Origin of the sequence: Lewinella sp., from assembly GCF_050633125.1 — a bacterium.
Lineage (GTDB): Bacteria > Bacteroidota > Bacteroidia > Chitinophagales > Saprospiraceae > Lewinella.
On record NZ_JBOEFX010000106.1, the window covers coordinates 660 to 13824 of the forward strand.

Annotated in this window: 27 protein-coding genes; 4 read left to right on the top strand and 23 right to left on the bottom strand. The window is 47.5% G+C overall.

The annotated features are described in order from the left end of the window. From ACRBG0_RS21395 to ACRBG0_RS21480, 18 genes are all read right to left on the bottom strand, one after another. Positions 1-812 (bottom strand): hypothetical protein (locus ACRBG0_RS21395; RefSeq protein ID WP_431488889.1); only part of this gene is annotated, 812 nt, incomplete at its 3' end. A gap of 3 nt (positions 813-815) precedes the next feature. Then, a complete protein-coding gene (locus ACRBG0_RS21400; protein WP_431488890.1) occupies positions 816-1877 on the bottom strand; it encodes a hypothetical protein in 1062 nt (353 codons plus the stop codon). A 6-nt stretch (positions 1878-1883) separates the two neighbouring features. Then, positions 1884-2096: a hypothetical protein gene (locus ACRBG0_RS21405; RefSeq protein ID WP_431488891.1), complete on the bottom strand. Its 213-nt coding sequence runs from the start codon at positions 2094-2096 to the stop codon at positions 1884-1886. After that, positions 2097-2327 (bottom strand): hypothetical protein, encoded by a 231-nt coding sequence (locus ACRBG0_RS21410; RefSeq protein ID WP_431488892.1) that lies wholly within the window; start codon positions 2325-2327, stop codon positions 2097-2099. A gap of 114 nt (positions 2328-2441) precedes the next feature. Next, entirely contained in the window at positions 2442-2969 is a 528-nt protein-coding gene (locus ACRBG0_RS21415) for a hypothetical protein (RefSeq protein ID WP_431488893.1), read from the bottom strand. Continuing rightward, positions 2966-3514, bottom strand: coding sequence for a peptidoglycan recognition protein family protein (locus tag ACRBG0_RS21420; RefSeq protein ID WP_431488894.1), 549 nt, complete (start codon positions 3512-3514; stop codon positions 2966-2968). The genes ACRBG0_RS21415 and ACRBG0_RS21420 overlap by 4 nt, the downstream gene beginning before the upstream one ends. 106 nt (positions 3515-3620) lie before the next feature. Further along, positions 3621-4181, bottom strand: a complete 561-nt coding sequence (locus tag ACRBG0_RS21425) for a hypothetical protein (RefSeq protein WP_431488895.1) — start codon at positions 4179-4181, stop codon at positions 3621-3623. Positions 4182-4184: 3 nt separating this feature from the next. After that, positions 4185-4337: a hypothetical protein gene (locus tag ACRBG0_RS21430; protein WP_431488896.1), complete on the bottom strand. Its 153-nt coding sequence runs from the start codon at positions 4335-4337 to the stop codon at positions 4185-4187. An 83-nt stretch (positions 4338-4420) separates the two neighbouring features. Then, a complete protein-coding gene (locus tag ACRBG0_RS21435; RefSeq protein WP_431488897.1) occupies positions 4421-4807 on the bottom strand; it encodes a hypothetical protein in 387 nt (128 codons plus the stop codon). 1 nt (position 4808) lies between these two features. Further along, a complete protein-coding gene (locus ACRBG0_RS21440; protein ID WP_431488898.1) occupies positions 4809-5189 on the bottom strand; it encodes a hypothetical protein in 381 nt (126 codons plus the stop codon). Then, a complete protein-coding gene (locus ACRBG0_RS21445) occupies positions 5189-5338 on the bottom strand; it encodes a hypothetical protein (protein ID WP_431488899.1) in 150 nt (49 codons plus the stop codon). Before ACRBG0_RS21445 ends, ACRBG0_RS21440 begins: the two co-directional genes overlap by 1 nt. Before the next feature lie 218 nt (positions 5339-5556). Continuing rightward, positions 5557-5682, bottom strand: coding sequence for a hypothetical protein (locus ACRBG0_RS21450; RefSeq protein ID WP_431488900.1), 126 nt, complete (start codon positions 5680-5682; stop codon positions 5557-5559). A gap of 67 nt (positions 5683-5749) precedes the next feature. Continuing rightward, positions 5750-6022, bottom strand: a complete 273-nt coding sequence (locus ACRBG0_RS21455; RefSeq protein ID WP_431488901.1) for a hypothetical protein — start codon at positions 6020-6022, stop codon at positions 5750-5752. Between the two features lie 5 nt (positions 6023-6027). Continuing rightward, complete coding sequence (locus ACRBG0_RS21460; RefSeq protein ID WP_431488902.1) at positions 6028-6321, bottom strand: hypothetical protein; 294 nt, start codon at positions 6319-6321, stop codon at positions 6028-6030. 9 nt (positions 6322-6330) lie between these two features. Continuing rightward, positions 6331-6942, bottom strand: coding sequence for a hypothetical protein (locus ACRBG0_RS21465; protein WP_431488903.1), 612 nt, complete (start codon positions 6940-6942; stop codon positions 6331-6333). Between the two features lie 230 nt (positions 6943-7172). After that, the gene (locus ACRBG0_RS21470; RefSeq protein WP_431488904.1) at positions 7173-7871 is read right to left on the bottom strand and encodes a hypothetical protein; all 699 of its coding nucleotides are present in this window, start codon (positions 7869-7871) and stop codon (positions 7173-7175) included. Positions 7872-8216: 345 nt separating this feature from the next. Continuing rightward, positions 8217-8630 (bottom strand): hypothetical protein, encoded by a 414-nt coding sequence (locus tag ACRBG0_RS21475; protein ID WP_431488905.1) that lies wholly within the window; start codon positions 8628-8630, stop codon positions 8217-8219. Beyond that, on the bottom strand, positions 8620-8928 hold the full coding sequence (locus ACRBG0_RS21480) for a hypothetical protein (RefSeq protein ID WP_431488906.1): 309 nt from the start codon (positions 8926-8928) through the stop codon (positions 8620-8622). Before ACRBG0_RS21480 ends, ACRBG0_RS21475 begins: the two co-directional genes overlap by 11 nt. A gap of 63 nt (positions 8929-8991) precedes the next feature. On the opposite strand from ACRBG0_RS21480, the gene ACRBG0_RS21485 reads away from it, so the two are divergent. The 4 genes from ACRBG0_RS21485 to ACRBG0_RS21500 are packed head-to-tail and all read left to right on the top strand — an operon-like array spanning position 8992 to position 10779. Then, a complete protein-coding gene (locus tag ACRBG0_RS21485) occupies positions 8992-9336 on the top strand; it encodes a hypothetical protein (protein ID WP_367390147.1) in 345 nt (114 codons plus the stop codon). Continuing rightward, complete coding sequence (locus tag ACRBG0_RS21490) at positions 9308-9550, top strand: hypothetical protein (RefSeq protein WP_431488907.1); 243 nt, start codon at positions 9308-9310, stop codon at positions 9548-9550. Before ACRBG0_RS21485 ends, ACRBG0_RS21490 begins: the two co-directional genes overlap by 29 nt. After that, positions 9534-10118: a hypothetical protein gene (locus ACRBG0_RS21495; RefSeq protein ID WP_431488908.1), complete on the top strand. Its 585-nt coding sequence runs from the start codon at positions 9534-9536 to the stop codon at positions 10116-10118. Before ACRBG0_RS21490 ends, ACRBG0_RS21495 begins: the two co-directional genes overlap by 17 nt. A gap of 1 nt (position 10119) precedes the next feature. Then, the gene (locus ACRBG0_RS21500) at positions 10120-10779 is read left to right on the top strand and encodes a hypothetical protein (RefSeq protein WP_431488909.1); all 660 of its coding nucleotides are present in this window, start codon (positions 10120-10122) and stop codon (positions 10777-10779) included. Here the strand turns inward: ACRBG0_RS21500 and ACRBG0_RS21505 are convergent, their stop codons facing one another. The 5 genes from ACRBG0_RS21505 to ACRBG0_RS21525 all read right to left on the bottom strand — a co-directional run. Further along, positions 10780-11175: a hypothetical protein gene (locus ACRBG0_RS21505; RefSeq protein WP_431488910.1), complete on the bottom strand. Its 396-nt coding sequence runs from the start codon at positions 11173-11175 to the stop codon at positions 10780-10782. It lies immediately after the preceding gene. 7 nt (positions 11176-11182) lie between these two features. After that, positions 11183-11413: a hypothetical protein gene (locus tag ACRBG0_RS21510; protein WP_431488911.1), complete on the bottom strand. Its 231-nt coding sequence runs from the start codon at positions 11411-11413 to the stop codon at positions 11183-11185. A gap of 110 nt (positions 11414-11523) precedes the next feature. Continuing rightward, positions 11524-12030, bottom strand: coding sequence for a hypothetical protein (locus tag ACRBG0_RS21515; protein ID WP_431488912.1), 507 nt, complete (start codon positions 12028-12030; stop codon positions 11524-11526). Further along, on the bottom strand, positions 12027-12542 hold the full coding sequence (locus ACRBG0_RS21520) for a hypothetical protein (protein ID WP_431488913.1): 516 nt from the start codon (positions 12540-12542) through the stop codon (positions 12027-12029). Before ACRBG0_RS21520 ends, ACRBG0_RS21515 begins: the two co-directional genes overlap by 4 nt. 139 nt (positions 12543-12681) lie before the next feature. Next, positions 12682-13165, bottom strand: a 484-nt coding sequence (locus tag ACRBG0_RS21525; RefSeq protein WP_431488914.1) for a hypothetical protein, incomplete at its 5' end; no start/stop codon positions are given.

A 13165-nucleotide genomic window follows, 5' to 3' on the forward strand; every position in this document is an offset into this window, starting at 1 on the left:
TCCGTGCCCGTCCCATCTTGTAGACCGAATAAATCTACCGTATGTGGTGCTTGACTGTCATCTTCAATCTCCAGGGTTAGCGTCGTTCCGCTAAGGGAGAAGTTATCGACACCTTGGTCATCTGTATCTACGCCCGACAGTGCGCTTAGATCAACACTATTTCCATCTTCGATGCTTAGTGTCGTACCTGTTAGCGTTAGATTTTGATCATCCGTGCCCGTCCCATCTTGTAAGGCGGAAAGGTCAACAGCGTTGCCATCGTCAATACTTAGCGTTGTTCCCGTAAGACTCAAGTTCTGATCGTCGGTATCTACGCCGGACAGTGCGCCCAAGTCAACGGTATTACCTTCAGATATAGTCAGCTCCGTTCCCGAAAGAGAAAGCGTCTGATCATCGGTATCGAGCGTGGCCAGGTCAACACTATTACCATCTTCGATGGCCAGCGTGGTACCGGTTAGCGTTAGATTTTGATCATCCGTGCCAGTGCCGTCTTGGAGTGCTGACAGATCAACGGAGTTACCGTCTTCAATACTTAGTGTCGTACCTGCAAGGCTTAGGTTTTGATCATCTGTACCTGGTGGGATAATATCCCAACGGTCACCCGCAGTGCCTTGCGGATTGTACCAGTATTTGTCGCCGGTAGCCACATCGACAGCCAACCAACAGTTGTTCAGTGTTGCATTACCCAGTGTTGGGTGCAAGTCTGGATCACCAGTGACTTTACACTCACCGCCACCCGCCACAATATCTGTTTGGGCAAACAGTGGGTTCAAGCCCACCAGTATCAATAGTGAAAGAAGTAGCTGTTTCATCGTTTATAATAGTTCTATGACTGTCCCCGCAATACCGCCCTCGGTATTACTCTGACTAAGTTTAAATTGATCACCCTTGACTAAGCCTGCAGCCCTTGCATCAGCGATTGAATCGTAAGTATCCAATGGCGTTTTTAAACAAACCTCTATCCAAATACCTCCTGGGCTATTCCAAATCCAGAGGCTTCCATTGTCGGTGTTTTGATAGACTGCTGGTTCTCCGGCACCGGGCGCTCCCGATGGATCACCACTGCCTTCGGTAATGTCATCAATACCATTACCACTACCACCAGATGGAGATTGCCACTCGGCACGGCCTGAAACCACATCAACCAGGGTAAGTACATGACCTACCGCTCCATTTTGAGCCGTTTCCATTTTGAATTCCAGCCGTTCGGCTGTCACTTCAACTCTATCAGCATCAAGAAGTAGCCGGTTTTTGATCTTCCCTCCCAGGCTGACAACCGCTTGCCAGACCGTTTGGGTCATCGTCATTTGCGAGGATTCGCTTTGGGGAACACCATTGACACCATTCACCTCGATAACCGCAGACTGAGGTAAAAGACCAAAGCTGGATTCTTGATTCGTACTGGTGTCTTGGGTGAAAATATCTACCGAACCTACAGAAGGGCGCATTCTGAAGATTGATTCAAGCGCACCCGTGACGGCGTTAAAAATAAAGTCAAAGCCCAGCGTATTGATCGTCGTGTTCTTTTCCAGCGTACCGCCCAATTCAATGTCATTGCCTACTTTAGTCAGACCATTGCTGGCCACCACGGCCATGATGTTCCACTGGGTACCATCCCAGGTATAGACGTTGCCGTTGGTAGTGTCCTGGTAAACTTGCGGCTCACCAGCACCGGGTGCGCCCGAGGGCGTTCCAGCGGCTTCGGTGATGTCATTTTCGCCACCGCCTGTACCACCGCCTAAATTGTCCAGGATATAAGTGAACAGCTCACTTTGAGGGACAGGATCAGTTATTCCTTCCACCCAATACTCAGGATCGTAGGCACCTACTAAGCGGCCACGAAGCCTTACGTTGCTCAAATCATTTAAAGTGGGCATAGCGCGTTATTTACTTCTCAAAATCACCACCATGATGATCATTAATATTAGTGTCCCTGCGATCAAAATGACGTAGGGGGTGTAATCGGTTTGTCGTACCTGATCGGGTGTGATCCAATCGGGTAGGTTTTCGTATTGAGCGCGTTTTCCGGCTCCGAAAATCGAGTCTGGCCCGAAGATGTTGCCCACGGCATTGGCGACTGCTGATATTGGGTCCATTTATCTTCGGATGACGTAAACAATGGCCAGTGCTGCGATAATGAGCAAGCCCAAGCCTAAGAAAATGGGTTGTAGTCGTTCCCATTGCCGATCGTCAGCACCGGCAACTTGTCCGGCAACCGTGTCTCCAAAATCAATATCATCTCCCAGACAAGGATCGTAACCTAACGAGGAGATGATTATTTGCTGGTCAACGATATTGCCCGAACACAAGAACTTGTCTTTGTTCATGCTGGAGTCTCCTTTGCAGGCGCTCTTGCAGGCATCAATCAATGAAGGTATACCAGGAAAGTAGCTCTCACAGCGGTTCTTACAGTTGCAGACTTTTCCACAGAATAATCCCATTTACTTGACCATTTTGTAGATGACGAATAACAATACCAGGATCAATACCCAACTGAGAATACTTCCAATACCTGACCAGGAGCGGGTACCGAATTCGTTACACATAAAGCCGGGCACCCATTGGGGGCAAGGCTTGGCATTGAGCAACTGACCGGTACTGACATTCTTCCCTGACTGGGTGATGTACTTATCTTGATCTTGTGGATCAGGTGTCAGGCTCCAAGCCGAAAGCGCAACTTGACGCACCTCTTCACGGGTGATCTCGTTTTTCTCCAACTTGAAAATTGCCCGCTGCCGATCCACATCGAAGACAATTAGAGCGGGAAGTTTCTTGATTTCCAGGCCTGCCAAATCTCCATTGGAGTTGTAAGCCAAGAAGCCGTCGTACTCCGAATACTCATCGGTAAGTTGGCTCCAAGCATCAGCGATCCCTTCCTCCGCCACATTGATATACGGTAGATTGAAGTCGTGGCTGCGGGCCTCGGCTTCCTCGTAATACGGTGTGATGAAGTAAAATCTCAGATTCATACGGATGCTATTTGAGCCTGTAAATAATCGCCAGGACACTGGGTGCAGCCCGGACATTCTCCCCGATGAGTAGTCAGCTCTAAAGAGCGGCCTACCTTGCGTTCTATGGCTTTGATGGTTTTGTTCAAAGCCTTCAGTTGTACCCTGGTCGCTGGATAGTTATCGTAATTACCTGCCAGGACCACGCCGACGGAGCGGGTATTCTGCCCAGCCAAATGCCAGGCGATCGTTTCGAGTTCGTTGACCTGGTAAATCTTACCTGATCGTGTAATGTAGTAGTGGTACAAAATGCCCGGACATCCCGAATCGCAAACGTGGTTGGGGCCAACATGATAGGTGGCGACTTGTTTGGGCGTTTGGTTCTCAGCTCCGGCAGTATGATGCACTACAATCTGCTCAATCTGCGACTTGTTCCTACTCGGGAAAGTCTTGGTCGCGTGACGGGGCAGCAGACGGGTAATATTGGTAATGGTCGTTCCGAAAACCCTGCGGATCAGGAGCAAGATCAAAAGCAACGTTACCACGATTACCAGTTGTTTTTTCATTAGATATCACATCGTTTTCCAATCCAGCGGACAAGGAGCATGAGCAGCACGAAGTATAAAAAATACTGTACCGGCTTGCTTCTGAATATCTCCATTAGATCATTCATCAGATCAAGTTGTAAGCGTTATCAAAATCGCGGCGCGTCATCACCACCTTTTCGTTTTCCTGGCTTTCGATGGCCTGAGCGATCGCAAAGAGGCGATCTTTATCATTCACATCAATGACCTGGTTTTGCGGAATGCCGGTGACGTTTTCCACGGCTGCGATATAGTTCTCGGTACTGTTCTCGCCGGGTGGTGCCCAGCTGTAGATCAATTTGCGGATGGAGTTGTCACCATTGCGCGTCATCTTGTTGCGCATCAGCTTGAGCATAGCTCTCAGGCCGTAGCCGTAGAAGACAAACTGCTCAAAAACGCCATCGGTATTCTCCCCCCGGTCGATGCTCCCCAACCAGCCTTGCTGCGGGGTGGTCATCTTCAAATTACCGGGATTGTTGTTGCGAATGCCTCGGGGCAGATCTGCCTGTCCTAAAAAGGATTTACGCTGGGTACCCACACCCAAGTTGGGTGCAACCACATTGGCAGCTTTGGCCAGTTCACTACTGAGTAGTAAGAGCAAGCCTACTGCAGCCACAACGATGATCCATTTTTTAGCACTAGCAGTCATAGTTTAGACGATTGGGCCCGTTCCACTATCTGCTACCTGCTTATCCTGGCATCCACAATCCGCCGTAGCCGCCTGGTAGGTGGCCCATTGGAGGTACAGTGATGCCAAAGCGATGGTCAGCAGAATGATGGGGCCGTACTTGGAAATGAGTTGCATAGCTTGATTTGATTAATGGTTACAAAAAGCGAGAATGTCCAAAATTGTGTACCTCGCGCAGAGCCGCAGAGTCGCAGAGATTTTTATTGCTGGTTATCAAGTACCACCACTTCTGCTAGTTCGCCTGCCACTAGTTCTTTCGCTGCTGCCACAGACAAAAGAGCCGTCTCTTCTTCTTGCTGGTACTTGGTCAAGTCTTTGGTAGAACCTCCAGAGATGACGAGTGCCTGATAGCCGCCCGTGACCGTTTTTTCAATCAATTGGCCGCCTGTACTCCGCAGGTGATCTACCAGGGAAACGATCTGACCAGCATCGTTTTGGATGAGGGGCTGATTGGCTCCCAGCATTACGCCAGTGATGGCCGTAGAGCTACCCGATTGCCGGTATTTCGCCAAGGTTGTAACCTCACCACCTTCTAGCTGGATGATGGTTGCGTAAGCGCCGGTAACAATTGCGTTGATTGCCGCCATTTTATTCTTGTGTTTTGCAAAGCAGTTCGCCTACCATCATATTCCAGTAAGGAACCGCTTGCGAGCTTTTTAAATAAGTCTTCAAATAGGACTGGTAGTACCTGGCCGCTCCATCGGAGGGATAGACATTGATGCCTTTGAAAAAACCACCGATCAGCGCTCCGTTGGTTTGGGTATCATCGTTACCCAAAACGGGGTTGACGTACTTTTCAGCCAGGGTACCTAAATCTCCGTGAGGGATTTTGTTGTCCAACCACGGCTCCGGAAACTTCTTGGGGTTGCGTGCCGGTGGACAACTACCACCACCTGACCAGGTGTATAGGTAATACCCTGCGATCAGGGTACCCACAACGATGAGCGTGATGATGATTCCCTTTTTCATTATCCAGCTACTTTTTTAGCCACAATCAATGCCAGGGTGATCCCAACGAAGATGGCTACAGTAACGTAAATAATCGTCGTCCACTCGGTGGCGACAATGACGGTGGCTTTGACGCCGTCTTCTCCAAAAATCATCGGATACTCAAACATTTTTGTGAGGATTACACCTCCGCTATTTCACCATCGTATTGCGCAGAAAATAAATGACGATTTTTCTGAGTTTTCCAAATAGTTAAAACACTTAAAATGAAGCGTTTATTTAACTATTTTGAAAACAACCACGAAGTAGCCGCGAAGCGAAATCGCATTGTATTTTCGTGCTGTTCCTTAGTGAAATAGCGAAGGCGTTGTTTTTTATTGGATAAAGACTACTCTACAGAGGGAGCCTTCTTTTCCATGTACTTATCAGTGGCCATATTGCCAATGAGGACGGCAACGGCGATCACTACTACGAGTGCCAGTGCGCCGACCCATTTGTTACTTGAGAATGACATGAGCATAGAATTTTGGTAAGCGGATGCTCCGCGTTAATGTTGAGGAATGAAAGCGATAGGCTACCGCTTAGATTTTGATCAGTTTGAACTTGAGCGCGACGACGGCCAGCAAGACCACGCCAACACTGATACCGAGGGCATACCAGAGAACATTCCGTTCCTCCGACTTATTCACTTCCTCGATTTCGTTGTTGACGACTTCAGAATTATCGACATTGGCCGTATTCTTGGCCGCAACAACCTTGATGTCTTCTTGTGGCAGGATACCTCGGACACTGTCACCACTGATGTGGCGAATCGCCGTGTTTTTAGAGCTCAATGCTGAGCGTTGACTATTCATGGCTTCTACTTTTTTAGTGCGATGATAACGATACCGATAACCAGTAAGAGAACGACGCCCAGGCCCACATAGAGCCAGGTATTGTCTTGCGGAACCCCTCCGGCTCCGGAGGCACCAGCACTTGTCTGGTAGCACCCCGGAGCGGTAGGATTAGCCGCACATCTTACCCGATCATAAACATCAAAGCCATCGTCAACCCGGCCCAAGATGCGGTCTAACCAACCGCTGTTGTTAGCAGGCTGATTCTGGCTAATGACGTCGGACGCATTTTGCCAGCCTGCGGTGTTAAATCCGGGCATGAGAATGGTTTAATATTTACGGCCCAGCTCCATCGACTGGTAGAAGGCCAATAATGCTTTCTCTCCTGGCTGAATGGTGAACGTCAGTGCGTGGCGCTGCGTAATTACCATATCGGCCTGGAAGGTCGCTCGGTTGAGGTGATACTGATTCTCGGAAACCCCCATGTCAGGGTGGATCGTCTTAATCAGGGAAGGCTTCTGTCCGCGCTGGCAATACATCAAATCCAGTGATGGAAAGAAGTTGAAATTGCAGTTGGGATCGTCAGAATTGCAGAGTTGCATCTGCAAAACATCTACCACCGCAGCCACTTCGTTGATGTCGTCGATCAGTGCCTGGTAGCTCACATCGGTACGAGACTTGATGAGCAGCTCCAAGGGCATGAAATAATTGGTTCGTTGCTGGTACTGACGGTTGGTGTCAAAAAGTACCACCTGGATGGGCACGCCAGCGTCTACCAGTGCCTGCGCCGTAGCGTCTACTTCAATAGCGAAGTACGGACTGGCATTGGGCGTCCATTGCTGTGCATTCGGGCCATCGGTGCCAACAATCGTTGGTTTATTGACCATGTTGGGAGGAATGACCGGGGTGCGCCCCTTTCTTCCGTTTAATACAGGATTCATCGGATGAGATTGCGTTTTTAAAAGAGCATTTCTTGCTAATTGTGAACACAATGATAGGGGGCAAAAATGGGTCCGGCAATAGATGTCCTGAACTCGCCCCGGGGCGATTTTAGGTCACGGGGCAGGGGTGGGACACGGGGCATTTGGTGGAGAGGGAGAAAGGTAGAGAGGATCTGACCTGTTAGGTAAGTCTAAGAAATAACTTCTTTTTTGACTATTGGAATTCATTGTTATTTTCTATCTATGAAGCCTAGCTTTCTAAAAGTAGCTTCGATTTTTTCTTCTAGCTTACTCTTTTCAGTAGTTGATACAGAAAGCCTATACAAGAGTATTCCCAAAAAGGCAATCAACCATGCTGGCTCTGGTCCTTTAAATATCGATCTTAGAAGATCCATTGAAATAATAGTATTCCCTCTACCACCACCTTTTTTAGTTTTTGTTATTTTACTTAAAATCCATCCATCTAGTCTATAAATGTTACCTTGGTTATCCTCAATTTCTGAGTTCTTATTTCCCCATTGATATGCATTTGCATCTTTAGAAGTATTAATCAGTTTCCCATTCAAATCATATTCTGTTATAAGATCACCTCTAGCGGAGCTCGTAATGATTTTTTCATTTTGACATAACATATTAAAAGCACCGCCACTCGTACCTACAGCTCTCCAGTTCTTTATAAATTCACCTTCATTATTATACTTTTGTATATATCCATAAAATTCTAATCCCAAGTATATGTTATCATATCGATCAACAGCAATTGAAGTAACATGACCTAGCGGCAATTCAAAATTTGGGTTAATAAAACCTATTGCAATAGCAGCTCCTCCCAAAAAACCAACAAACCCTATTAAAATAAATATCGATGCTGTAAACCGTACTGTCCTTAGAAATAGTGGATTTGATTGTATTATCTCCTTGATATTCATTCTAGATTTTATTTTTTACCCGAAGGGTTGCGCAGAACTTACTTATGTGCAAACAAAATACCTCTTTTAACGTAATTTACAAAAAAGATAATTTTCAAGCTGCATATTCCTATCCATCTACCCCTCATTCTAGAATTCCGACCCCTCTAGTAAAAATCGGGACGTCGGAATTAATTTGCTGAAGGCATGGCGCGGCCGTCGATGACCCCATTTCTTTTCTTCCGTAACTGCCTGATCTTTCCCGTAAACGCTCGAAGCCTCTATTATTCAAATAGATCAAAAAAAAGCCCGCTAAACAATAGCGGACTTCAAAATCAATCACAACTTCTAAATAAACACTACACGTTAATCGAGATTGAATTTTTCTCGATATTTCTTGACCACGGTATTGTAGACAATGGTTTTGGGGGTAACCACTTCACCGTTGGGTTTTGCTACTCGAAAGCTTTCATCACTCATCCGGTAGACAATGTATTCGGTATTGCCATGCTGGATGTGCTCTACATTCACCGGCTTTATCCGGTCGGTTAAATTCTCTTCTTGCTCCCCCGCTGCATCACTGTTTGTTGATTGAGCAAACAGCCGGTCTACTTTGAGGAATACTTGTTGGAGGGTATCGGTATGGGCGATTTCTACTCCAGGAAGTGTCAATTTCCCCTCTCCAACTTCGAGCGTAAGACTAACTACTGCTGATTTTCTGCTGCCATCCGCATTCACGAATAAGCTATTGAGGAATTCTTTCCAGGCATCAGGATTCATAGGTCTGGTATTTACTTTTCCAAATGCGTACGTTTAAGCTCGGGCCTTTGATACTGTGATTGTAATAACGTTTGCCTTCTGTTTGTAGCCATTTGCTGCGGGCTTGCGCTACTTTTTCGGCCAATTCGCTTTCCTTGTCACGGTACCGTTCCAAAGCCTCTTTAGTGCCCAGCGCAAACATCTTGAAGGAGCATTCCTTGTCGCCTTTGCCAAACAAGCCGCCGCTAAAAACGGTCACACTGAAGTCTACCCGCTTACCGGTTTCACTCCAAGTGATATTTTCTACTTCTATAAACATAACTTATTTGTTTACACAAATGTAATTAATTTGATTAAATTTGTATGCGATTTTCTCTAATAAATGATGCAAGACCTTCTCTACGGTACTTATCTCACTTTCCGGATCAAGGAAATACTGGACGCTGCCAAGCGACCCCTAACGGTACGGCAGATCACCAGACAACTGGCTAAACTATCGGAAAGGGAGCACTACAACCTTTCTCGGCGAGTACGCAAATCCATTAACCAATTGGTATTTCAGGAAGAAGTAAGTAAGAGCTGGCACCGCAGGGAGAACAATCTCATCATTTTCACTTACCAAACCAACGCGCATGAATCCACTGGAAAAACTGAAGAACCTGGCCAACAGCATGACTCCCGAAAAAATGGCAATGGGGATGTTGGAGCAGTTTCTTCCTCAGATTAAATCCTTTGCCGACAACCTCAATCGACCGGCAGCTGACGGGGGAGTCCTCAATGAAGAGGAAGGGCAGGCTGTACTCATGATTGACTTTTCGGACGAGAAGCCCAATGTCTACGTAGCTACTTTTCGCTTAGAAGGAGAAGCGACGGTACTTAGTCGGGCTATTGATATTCAGTATTTAATCAACAAAAAGCAAGTCGATGGGAAGCCAGACTAACGCAGAAGAACAAGCACCGAAGCAGGAAACCGTCGTAGACCACGTTGACCAACCGACCGGCGAGCAGGCTGCTCCCGAGGGCGAAAACTCGGTAGGAAGCCTGATTGACCGAATGCGCGTCAAACGCGAAGAGGTAGAGCCACCCAAGTTTTTAGACGAAAGCGATTTCGTCGGTGGTGACGAAGGGGAAGATCCGGAGGGCGAACCCGCCACGGATGAACCCCTCACCAATGACGACAAGAATAACCTGGAATACCTGGATTATTCCGATGAGCATAAGGTCACGGCCACTTTTATGATTATGACCTTTGACCGGGTAATGGGCATGGGCTGCGGAATGCTGGCCCGTGAACCCGGCGAAGCATATCGTAAGTTCAATAACAAATCGGACATCAGCAGTGACTACCTCGATGTGACGGCAGCACTGGTGAAGAAGTACCAGGCCCGGATGAGTCTGGAGTTTATCCTGATCGGCATCATGGTGGCCATCTATGCCCCTAATTTCTCTATGGCTTACAGCAAGGGAAAGATAAAAAAGGCTCAGGAGGAAGCAAAAAAGGACAAGTAGTATGGCTAAACGCAAGACAAGAAAGAAAACAGTCCGCAAGCCGCCCGAAAAGCGGCTTTGCGAACTGATCATCATTTGGGGCCGTAACGGTACGGGAAAGTCGACGATGGCCAAGCAGCTGATGGATGGTATCGGTGGTCGGCGCTTGCTAGTCACCAAAACTGGCGCTCCCAAAATCTGGCACGATGTGCCCATCATCAACGTGACCAACAAGGCCCACTATAAGTTCCAAAACCAAACCCGGCAGGTGTTGGCACGGTTACGCGACGACAACCCGTCACCAGGCAAGAACGATACCTTCATCAACATCTACGACAATTACCGCAACGGTATTCTCATGCTCGATGATTGTATGCAATACCTGGAGGCCAACACCACCAATGTACCCGGCCTAAAAGACATTCTTATCGAATACCGCCACCGGATGCTGGATGTATTTTTGATCGTTCATGGCCCAGAGCAGTTGCCCCCTAAGATTTGGGACCATGCCAGTGGTGTAGTGATTATGTCTACTCCAAGACTGTTGAATCCAAATCGCCTTAAAATTGATGGCGCAGAGGATATTTATAATGCTCAAAAGCGAGTAAACGAGAAGTTCAAAGCGGCTAAGGCACGCGGGGATGAAAGCCACTATGGGATTTATGAATTTGTGGCTATTTAATCACTCCTCCTCCCACCCATCCGGCGCAATCAAATACCCCGCCTGATAATCACTAAGCTTAGGCAGCTTATTCAGCGAAATATTCCGCACAGCATTCTGCACATAGAGATCGAGGCAAAATCGCCCCCAGCCGTTATAGATCGCCGCCTGGATGGCCATCCATTCCACCGAGTTGAGCTTGATGTTGAATGGACGGCCAGTATCGACTAAGGTTTTGGGATGGATCTTCTTGACCAATACCTCTCCCAGGATTTCCATCTGGATGCGGTAGTGTAAGCTCTGGCGCACCAGCTCCTTGCTATGCGCCATGATCTCCATCAACCAGTAGTGGAGGGCGCGGAGTTCGGAGAAGGTGAGCTTGAGAGTGATTTTTAGTTGTCCGTGTGCTTGCGGCATACTTGAGTTAGTCCCATTTTATCTTCGCCATACTAATATTTACCCAAGCGATTCTTTCATCTTCAGATAGCTCAAAAGAAGCTATTATTTTATCAGACATATAAGTACTTATTCTTTTTGATCTAAGTAATCGATCAAGTACTCTGGCAACTCCAACATAAAAGAGAACTCTTTTTAGCGAGTCGCTTGTAGCTTCATATTCGGTTAATATTTCTTGGAAATTAGAAGTGTTTTTCATTTTCACTTAGTTTTAGGGCTCCCCCGCTCGCCTCGACTTACTTCCTGGTGGTGGCGGTCAGCACTGCGGAGGAACCTGTGATTGGATAAAAAATTAGGTAGCTATTGTGGTCACTCCTCCACCTCCACAATCACCCGAATCTTCCGGGTTTTCTTAGCGGGTTTTGGCTTTGGTCGTTCTCGCCACCATTCATCGTCGATGGGAGGCTCGAAAGGTTTGGTTTTTGATCGGGTAGGTCGGGTATGGGTGGTATTTCGGGGAGCAGGCCGCAAGAGGGCTCCGATGAAGAGACAGGTGACTTCCAGACAGCTTAGCACTACGTAATAAATGATGACTAGGATGTCCTTACCTACCACGAAACAGCCACTTACCAGCCACAGCGTCTTTTTCACCAAAGAATTACCGGTAATTACCTGCCATTTTACCCGTAGCTTTTGCACCGTAAGGGTGAGGGTCTGGTGAACGTTGTTTAACCACTCTCCTACTTCCCTCTTTTTGTTCAACAACCACGACTTACCTACTTCCTCGTAACGCAGGGTTTCAAACGCGGTGGTATTTCGCTGGTAATTGGTGGTTTTTTCTTTAGAAACTTTGATGGTAATGGGCTGCTCTTTCATGCCGTTTGCTTTTTGCGGGTGAACAAACGGGTCCAGGTGTCTACGGGTTCGGGCTCTTCGGGGAAACGGATGCCTTGCTGGCCATGCATTTCTCTTAGGTAATAGTCGCGCCCCTGGGAGCTTTCGATCTCCTGGTGACGAAGAATGCGGTCATTGGCGATAGTGGCCGCTACCCTATCGGTGTACTCTTCCCAAGTCTCGCTGGGGTTATGCGTATCCTGGTAAAAGATCTTGAGCACACGAACGTCCATCTTGTTGCCAGACAGTTGGAGCCACTCTTCGTGCTTTTGTGCCCGTACCACTACCCTCTTGTCTTTAGAAGACTGCTGCCACTCGTAGATGTTCTCTAGGCGATTGCCATAGTGGCGAAGCTTGCGCCGGTAGCTCATCCGGGTGTAAAGCAGTATACATCCGATGATCCATACCGCAGTGATAACAAGGGCGGCAAGCGGGCCTATTTTGACCAGCACCAGGAAGTAAATCAGTAGGGTTAAAATGACTAAATATTGCATTTGTGATCGTTTTTGGCGTGCGAATTACCTACAATTACCAGTCAACTACCTGTGGTAACTGGTAATTACAAAAATTGTAATTCATTGATATTAAATTAATTACATTTCAAACAGGGCGAATTACCTGTAATTACCTGCCCTATTCCTCCTCCCCCCTATCGGTTTCAGTAGGGGAGGTACAGAAACGGTTAAACAAGGTCCAGTAACGGCGGACGGTTTCGTAGCTGTAGCCTCGCTCGGTAAAGCTATTGGCAGCTTCTTGAGCAGTCATACCACTGGCCCAAAGGACTTTGAGGATTCTCCCCTTCTCTACCAGGTAATTCTTGGTATTTTCTAAGTATTCGGCCTCTTCCGGGAGCAGGTTGCTACTGCGTTGCCCAAAGTCTGTCCGATTGCCTACTTGTTGCCAGGTGTGGGTGTCCGTATTTTCGCGGATATACCGCTCGGGTTTCTTAGTAATCCGATTCGGCTTTACATCGTCGGGGAGGTCGGTTGTCCGTTTTGTTGTCCGCTTTTTGACCGTGTCCGTTTGGGTACGGGGCTTTCGTGCATCGCTGTCCGGATCGTAACCGGACAATGCGAATAGTATCCAATTCATAAGGTGTCCGTTTTTTCGTTGCGCC